The organism is Mesorhizobium sp. M7A.F.Ca.CA.002.05.1.1 (assembly GCF_003998335.1).
In the GTDB taxonomy this organism is placed as follows: domain Bacteria; phylum Pseudomonadota; class Alphaproteobacteria; order Rhizobiales; family Rhizobiaceae; genus Mesorhizobium.
On the sequence record NZ_RZQI01000364.1, the window covers coordinates 1 to 5615 of the forward strand.

At 61.8% G+C, this 5615-nt stretch carries 6 protein-coding genes; all 6 read left to right on the forward strand.

Features of this window, described 5'->3' with window-relative positions:
- The first annotated feature begins 334 nt into the window (after positions 1–334).
- A complete protein-coding gene (locus tag EN939_RS18700; RefSeq protein WP_127269189.1) occupies positions 335–1666 on the forward strand; it encodes an ABC transporter substrate-binding protein in 1332 nt (443 codons plus the stop codon).
- Positions 1667–1792: 126 nt separating this feature from the next.
- Positions 1793–2740 carry a carbohydrate ABC transporter permease gene (locus EN939_RS18705; RefSeq protein ID WP_127269190.1) on the forward strand — a complete coding sequence of 316 codons (948 nt, stop codon included), beginning with the start codon at positions 1793–1795 and terminating at the stop codon, positions 2738–2740.
- Entirely contained in the window at positions 2737–3687 is a 951-nt protein-coding gene (locus EN939_RS18710; protein ID WP_013528079.1) for a carbohydrate ABC transporter permease, read from the forward strand. Before EN939_RS18705 ends, EN939_RS18710 begins: the two co-directional genes overlap by 4 nt.
- Complete coding sequence (locus tag EN939_RS18715; protein WP_127269191.1) at positions 3684–3890, forward strand: hypothetical protein; 207 nt, start codon at positions 3684–3686, stop codon at positions 3888–3890. Before EN939_RS18710 ends, EN939_RS18715 begins: the two co-directional genes overlap by 4 nt.
- Before the next feature lie 2 nt (positions 3891–3892).
- Positions 3893–5005, forward strand: coding sequence for an ABC transporter ATP-binding protein (locus tag EN939_RS18720; RefSeq protein WP_127269192.1), 1113 nt, complete (start codon positions 3893–3895; stop codon positions 5003–5005).
- The coding region (locus EN939_RS18725) for an ABC transporter ATP-binding protein (RefSeq protein ID WP_164751070.1) at positions 4998–5615 on the forward strand (618 nt) is incomplete at its 3' end. The genes EN939_RS18720 and EN939_RS18725, both read left to right, overlap by 8 nt.

Here is a 5615-nt window from a genome sequence, read left to right on the forward strand (position 1 = left end):
CGCCCGCCGGCACCGCCGATCCGGAAGGTGATGGTGAGCACCAGAAGGGTCGGTTGAGAAGCCGAGGCGACCCCACGTCCTGGTCACAATCGGCCTGAACAGCTTCGGTAAGCCGACCAGCGAGCCGCGCTTCTCCAACGTTTTCAGACATCGCGATAAGCATGCTGCGGCGCAGCAACGAATTCGCTTGCTTTGTTTAGTAAAAATTGCATCACTAAACAAATTACTAAACATCCGCAGCATAACCGCGCAGCCATGTTTGGGCCCCTGAGGAGAGGGGTTGAGGGCTTTTTGAAACCGTCATCCGGGCGCGTTTCGCAAATGGGAGGAAGTCATGAAATCGAGCTTGAAACTGGCGTTGGGACTGACCTCGGCGATCACAGCGTCGACAGCCGTCTCGAACGTCGCGCACGCTGAAGACCTGACGCTGTGCTGGGCCGCCTGGGACCCGGCCAACGCGCTTGTCGAACTGTCCAAGGATTTTACCAAGGAAACCGGCATCGGCATGAAATTCGAGTTCGTGCCATGGACCAACTATGCCGACCGTTTCCTCAACGAGCTGAACTCGCACGGCAAATTGTGCGACCTGATCATCGGCGACAGCCAGTGGATCGGCGGCGCTGCCGAGAACGGCCACTACGTCAAGCTGAACGACTTCTTCGACAAGGAGAAGATCAGCATGGACGATTTCGTGCCGGCAACCGTCGTCGGCTATTCGGAATGGCCGAAGAACACGCCGAACTACTGGGCGCTGCCGGCCATGGGCGACGTCGTCGGCTGGACCTATCGCAAGGACTGGTTCTCCAAGCCGGAACTGCAGAAGGAATTCAAGGAGAAGTACGGTTGGGATCTCGGCCCGCCGACCACTTTCGACCAGTTGAAGCAGGTCGCCGAGTTCTTCCAGAAGCGTGAGATCGACGGCAAGACCGTCTACGGCGCCTCGATCTACACCGAGCGCGGCTCGGAAGGCATCACCATGGGCGCCATGGACGTGCTCTACAGCTATGGCTTCCAGTACGAAAACCCCAAAAAGCCCTACGAAATGGAAGGCTTCGTCAACTCCGACAAATCGGTAAAGGGGCTGGAGTTCTACAAGGCGCTCTATGATTGCTGCACGCCTCCGGGTGCCTCGAACAGCTATATGGGCGAAGGGGTCGACGCCTTCAAATCCGGCCAGGTGGCGATGCACATGAACTTCGCCTTCACATGGCCAGGCCTGCAGAAGGACGAGAATGTCGGCGGCGACAAGATCGGCTACTTCGTCAACCCGAAGGGGCCTGACGGCGAGCAGTTCGCCCAGCTCGGCGGCCAGGGTATCTCAGTGGTGTCCTATTCCGACAAGCAGGAATCGGCGCTGAAATACATCAAGTGGTTCGCCAACAAGGAGGTGCAGGCCAAATGGTGGTCGCTCGGCGGTTATTCCTGCCTCAACGCGGTGGTCAAGGACCCGGGCTTCCCGGCCAGCCAGCCCTACGCGCAGACCTTCCTCGACTCGATGGCCATCGTGAAGGACTTCTGGGCCGAGCCGAGCTACGCCCCGCTGCTGCAGGCCTCGCAGAAGCGTTTCCACGACTATGTCGTCGCCGGCCAAGGTTCGGCCAAGGATGCGCTGGACGGCCTGGTCAAGGACTGGACGCAGGTCTTCCAGGACGACGGTAAGATGTAACTGGGGCAAGATGTAACCCGGCTCCTCCCGAGCTCGACCCATGCGTCCCGTGCCGCCCTTGGCACGGGACGCAGTTCAGATAAATTCCATGACAGAGACGACCAAGTGACCGAAGCAGGACTCACCATGCTCAATCGGACCGCGGAGAACGTTGCCCAGGCGACTCCGGAGCCGTTGGCCCGCAAGGTCCGGGGCATCAGCGACAAGGGCCTCGCCTGGCTGTTCATCTCGCCGACGATCCTGTTGCTGCTGGCCATCAACATCTTTCCGCTGTTCTGGGCGATCTATCTGTCGTTCACCAACTACCGCGCCAACCGCCCGAACGAGGTGGTGAAGAACCTCGGCTTTGCCAACTACCAGCGCATCCTCGGCGACAAGGATATCTGGATCGCCATGCAGACGACGGCGCATTTCGTGTTCTGGACCATCCTGTTGCAGACGCTGATCGGCTTCACCCTGGCCTGGCTGATCGACAGGAAGTTCCGCGGCCACGCCTTCTGGACGACGCTGATCCTGGTGCCCATGATGCTGTCGCCGGCGGTGGTCGGTAATTTCTGGCGCTTCCTCTACGAGCCGCAGATCGGCCTGTTCGCCTACGCCATATCCTTCGTCACGAGGATCCCGCCGACCGATATCCAGATGCTCTCCAACGTGTCGCTGGCGCCCTGGTCGATCATCATCGTCGACACCTGGATGTGGACACCCTACGTGATGCTGATCTGCCTCGCGGGCCTGCGCTCCATCCCCGAATACATCTACGAGGCGGCCGAGGTCGACCGCGCCTCCAACTGGCGGCAATTCTGGTCGATCACGCTGCCGATGGCGCTGCCCTTCATCATGCTGGCTGTGCTGTTTCGCGGCATCGAGAACTTCAAGATGTTCGACATGGTCAATCTGTTGACCGGCGGCGGGCCGGGCTCGACCACCGAGGTCGCCTCGATCACGCTGAAAAGGCAGGCTTTCGAGAGCTGGCGCACCGGCTATTCCTCGGCCTTCGCAATCATTCTTTTCGTGGCGGTGTTCGGCCTCGCCAACATCTACGTCAAGGCGCTGAACAAGGTGAAGCAGAGATGAGCCTGACCACAGCCCATTCGGTCGTCGCACCGAGCAGCAACTCGAAACGGATCGCCGGCACGATCATCGTGCTTTACGCACTGATCTCGATCGTGCCGCTGCTGTGGATCTTCGCCACCAGCTTCAAGACGCCGCCGGATTCGATCGCCTATCCGCCCAAGATCCTGTTCCAGCCCAGCCTCGAAGGCTACTGCAATCTGTTCACGACGCGGACCCGTCAGACGCCGGAATACATCAACTCGCTGGGGCCGGCGACAGGCTTCTGCGACGAGACCACGCGCAAGCGCAACATGGTGATCGCCGGCCCGTCCAACTTCCTGCCGCGCTTCGTCAATTCGCTGATCATCGCCTTCGGCTCGACCTTCTGCGCCGTGTTCCTCGGCACGCTGTCGGCCTATGGCTTCTCGCGCTTCAAGGTGCCGCTCGCCGACGACCTTTTGTTCTTCATCCTGTCGACGCGCTTCATGCCGCCGATCGCCGTCGCCATTCCGATCTACCTGATGTACCGCGAGCTTGGCCTGTCGGACACCGCGCTCGGCATGATCCTGCTCTACACGGCCGTCAACGTGTCGCTGGCGGTGTGGCTGCTGAAAGGCTTCATCGACGAAATCCCGCGCGAGTACGAAGAGGCGGCGATGATCGACGGCTATACGCGGCTGCAGGCCTTCTGGCGCACCGTGCTGCCGCAAGCGACGACCGGCATTGCAGCGACCGCGATCTTCTGCCTGATCTTCGCCTGGAACGAGTACGCGTTCGCGGCACTCCTGACCTCGGGCACCGCGCAGACCGCGCCGCCCTTCATCCCGACCATCATCGGCGAAGGCGGCCAGGACTGGCCGGCGGTCGCGGCCGGCACGACGATCTTCCTGGTGCCGATCCTGGTCTTCACCATTCTGCTCCGCAAGCAATTGCTGCGCGGCATCACCTTCGGCGCGGTGCGTAAATGAGCATGACCAAGCCTGAGAAACGCAAATCGCGCTGGCCGGCCTGGGCCAGGCGCGGGCTGATGGAGAACATCGCCACGGCACTGATCGCCATCGGCTTCCTGATGCTGTTCCAGCCCTTCGCGCTGTCGCTCTACACCTACTCCTTCATCACCATGCTCGCCGGCACCGTGATGTTCATCATCGTCTCCAAGTTCCCGGAATAATCATGGCCGAAATCCGCGTCCAGCACCTGAGAAAGGCCTTCGGCGATTTCGTCGCCGTGCAGGATTCTAACTTCGTCGTCGAGGATGGCGAGTTCTTCGTCATGCTCGGGCCGTCGGGCTGCGGCAAGACGACGACGTTGCGCATGATCGCGGGGCTCGAATTGCCGACCGGCGGCCAGATCCTGCTCGGCGGCGACGACGTCACCATGCTGCGGGCCCGCGAGCGCGACATCGCTTTCGTCTTCCAGCTGTTCGCGCTCTATCCGCACATGAATGTGCGCAAGAACATCGGCTTCCCCTTGCTGGCGCAAGGCATGCCATCGCCCGAGATCCGCACCCGTGTCGAGGAAACGGCAAAACTGCTGCGCATCGATCATCTGCTCAACAAATCCGTCTCCGGACTTGCCGGTGGTGACCGCCAGCGGGTCGCGCTCGGCCGCGCCATCGTGCGGCGGCCGAAGTGCTTCCTGATGGATGAGCCGCTCGGCACGCTCGACACCGAATTCCGCGATTTGATGGTCCATGAACTGCGCGAACTGCACAACCGCATCCGTGCCACGACGGTCTATGTCACGCACGACCAGATGGAAGCGATGTCGATGGCCGACAAGATCGCGGTGATGAACCATGGCGTCATCGAACAGTTCGGAAGCCCACGCGAAATCTACGACCGCCCGGCAACCATGTTCGTCGCCGACTTCATCGGCTCCCCGCCGATGAATTTTCTGGGTTTTGGCGGCGGGCTGGCCAAAGGCGCCAGGGAGATCATCGTGCAAGGTGCGAAGGTCGCGGTGCCGGAGGTACGAGAGGACATCGCACCCAGCGACATGGCCCTTGGCATCCGCCCGGAGCACATACGCTTCGACGACGCCTCCAAGCTGCGCGGCGCCATCTATGGCACCGAATATCTCGGCACCACGCAGATCGTCGCGGTCGAAACGGCGGACGGTATCATCAAGGCACGCGTGCCGGCCGAAATCCGGCTCTCCACCGGCGACCATGTCGGCCTGACGCTGAGCAGCGCGCGCCTGTCGCTGTTCGAGAAGGGATCGGGCCGCGCGGTGAGAACCGCGATCCACGATGTCGCCTCGGAGCGGAGGGCCCAGCATGGCTGAGGTGCACATCAAGAACGTGACCAAGAGTTTCGGCGACCATGTCGCCGTCGACGGCCTCGACCTGCACATAGCAGATGGTGAATTCGTCGTGCTGCTCGGGCCGACCGGGGCCGGCAAGACAACGACGCTGCGGCTGATCGCCGGGCTGGAACGGCCGGATTCCGGCACGATCGAGATCGGCGGACACAATGCCACGACACTGTCGCCGGCTGAGCGCGACACGGCCTTCGTCTTCCAGCAATATTCGCTCTATCCGCATCTGTCGGTATTCGACAACCTCGCCTTCCCGCTGCGCTCGCCGGCGCGGAAAATGCCGGAGGACCAGATCCGCCGCCGGGTCGAGGAGGTGGCGAAGATGGTGCGCATCCATCACAAGCTCGCCAACCGCTCGACCAAACTTTCGGGCGGCGAAATGCAGCGCGTCGCCATCGGCCGCGCGCTGGTGCGCAAGCCCTCGATCTATCTGATGGACGAGCCGCTATCATCGCTCGACGCCAAGCTGCGCGGCGATCTCAGGCTCGAGCTGAAGCGCATCCAGACCGAGCTCGGCGCCACTATGCTCTACGTCACCCACGACCAGATCGAGGCGATGACGCTGGCAGACCGCATC

Coding starts and splice junctions, on each gene's coding strand:
- EN939_RS18700 (WP_127269189.1), top strand. CDS start 335: ATGAAATCGAGCTTGAAACTGGCGTTGGGACTGACCTCGGCGATCACA.
- EN939_RS18705 (WP_127269190.1), top strand. CDS start 1,793: ATGCTCAATCGGACCGCGGAGAACGTTGCCCAGGCGACTCCGGAGCCG.
- EN939_RS18710 (WP_013528079.1), top strand. CDS start 2,737: ATGAGCCTGACCACAGCCCATTCGGTCGTCGCACCGAGCAGCAACTCG.
- EN939_RS18715 (WP_127269191.1), top strand. CDS start 3,684: ATGAGCATGACCAAGCCTGAGAAACGCAAATCGCGCTGGCCGGCCTGG.
- EN939_RS18720 (WP_127269192.1), top strand. CDS start 3,893: ATGGCCGAAATCCGCGTCCAGCACCTGAGAAAGGCCTTCGGCGATTTC.